This is a genomic window from Caballeronia sp. NCF2, assembly GCF_023631205.1.
Classification (GTDB): domain Bacteria; phylum Pseudomonadota; class Gammaproteobacteria; order Burkholderiales; family Burkholderiaceae; genus Caballeronia; species Caballeronia zhejiangensis.
Genome location: NZ_JALQDN010000053.1, coordinates 1 through 1,185, shown reverse-complemented (window position 1 = coordinate 1,185; position 1,185 = coordinate 1). Strand labels below are relative to the sequence as shown.

At 61.3% G+C, this 1,185-nt stretch carries 2 protein-coding genes; one reads left to right on the top strand and one right to left on the bottom strand.

All coding sequences use genetic code 11. The features are described from left to right. On the bottom strand, nucleotides 1-746 hold a 746-nt coding region (locus NCS02_RS17610; protein ID WP_250523249.1), incomplete at its 3' end, for a LysR family transcriptional regulator ArgP. A gap of 94 nt (nucleotides 747-840) precedes the next feature. On the opposite strand from NCS02_RS17610, the gene NCS02_RS17605 reads away from it, so the two are divergent. Next, nucleotides 841-1,185: aminotransferase class I/II-fold pyridoxal phosphate-dependent enzyme (locus NCS02_RS17605; RefSeq protein ID WP_250523248.1), on the top strand; the 345-nt coding region annotated here is incomplete at its 3' end.

Sequence of the window (1,185 nt, the reverse complement as noted above, 5' to 3'; positions counted from 1 at the left end):
TGCGCGACGAGCCGTTGCGGACACATTCCCCACGCCAGCCCCGACGTGCACGCGCGCACGAAGCCCTCGCCATGCGGCACGACATGCGCGGGCGGTTCGATCTCCGCGCGGCTCATGCGTTTGATGAAGCGCTTCTGCAATTCATCCTTTTCGTTGAAATTGACGCAGGGCGCGCGGCGCAACGCATCGCGCGTGAGGCCATCGGCGAAATAGCGCGCGAAGTACGCGGGCGAACATACCGCGCGATAACGCATGCGTCCGAGCTTCATCGAACGCCAGCCGGGAACGGGCTCGGCTTGCGTGGTGATCGCGCCTTGCACATCGCCTTCGCGGATGCGTTGCGCCGTGTGATCCTGATCGTCGACGACGACATCGAGCAGCAGTTCACGTTCGATGCAAAAGTCCGCCGCGGCGTCGATGAACCATGTGCTCATGCTGTCGTCGTTCACCGCGATGCGCAATTTCGCGCGACGCTCGCTCTGCGCGCCAGGCAAGGCTGGCATGCGCCCGCCGAGTTCGGCTTCGAGCAGTTGCACGCGTTCGGTGTGGCGGCACAAGAGCGCGCCGGAAGCGGTTGCTTCGCATGGTTGGCCGCGCTTGACGAGCAGGGCGCCCACGCGCTCTTCAAGGAGCTTCACGCGCTGCGAGACGGCCGAAGGCGTGACGTTCAGTTGACGCGCCGCACGCTCGAAAGAACCGGTGCGCACGACGGCAAGCAGTGCATCGAGGGGAGCGTAGTCGAGCATTAGCATTCCTTAGTCGGAATTAGAGAGTTTAGCTATGTGAATGTACATCAGACGCGCAAACTAGGGCCTTCTTCCATTCCGATCAAGCGACGCGATGCAACCGAACCCCTTCAAACTCGAACGCTATTTCTCGCAGCACGAATTCACCGCGCGCCATCTGTTGTGCAGTTCCGATCCCGAATCGATGTCGATCGGCGAACTGCTTGCATATGAACCGGACTCGATCGACGGTCTGCGCGATACCTGGCTCGGTTATACGGAATATCCCGGCGCACCCGCGCTGCGGCGCGAACTGGCGACGCTGTACGAGAACATCGATGCTGACGAGATCATCGTGCACACGGGCGCTCAGGAAGCGATCTATTCGTTCATGAACACGATGCTCGCGCCAGGCGATCACATGATCGTGCATATGCCGGGCTATCAGTCGCATTACACG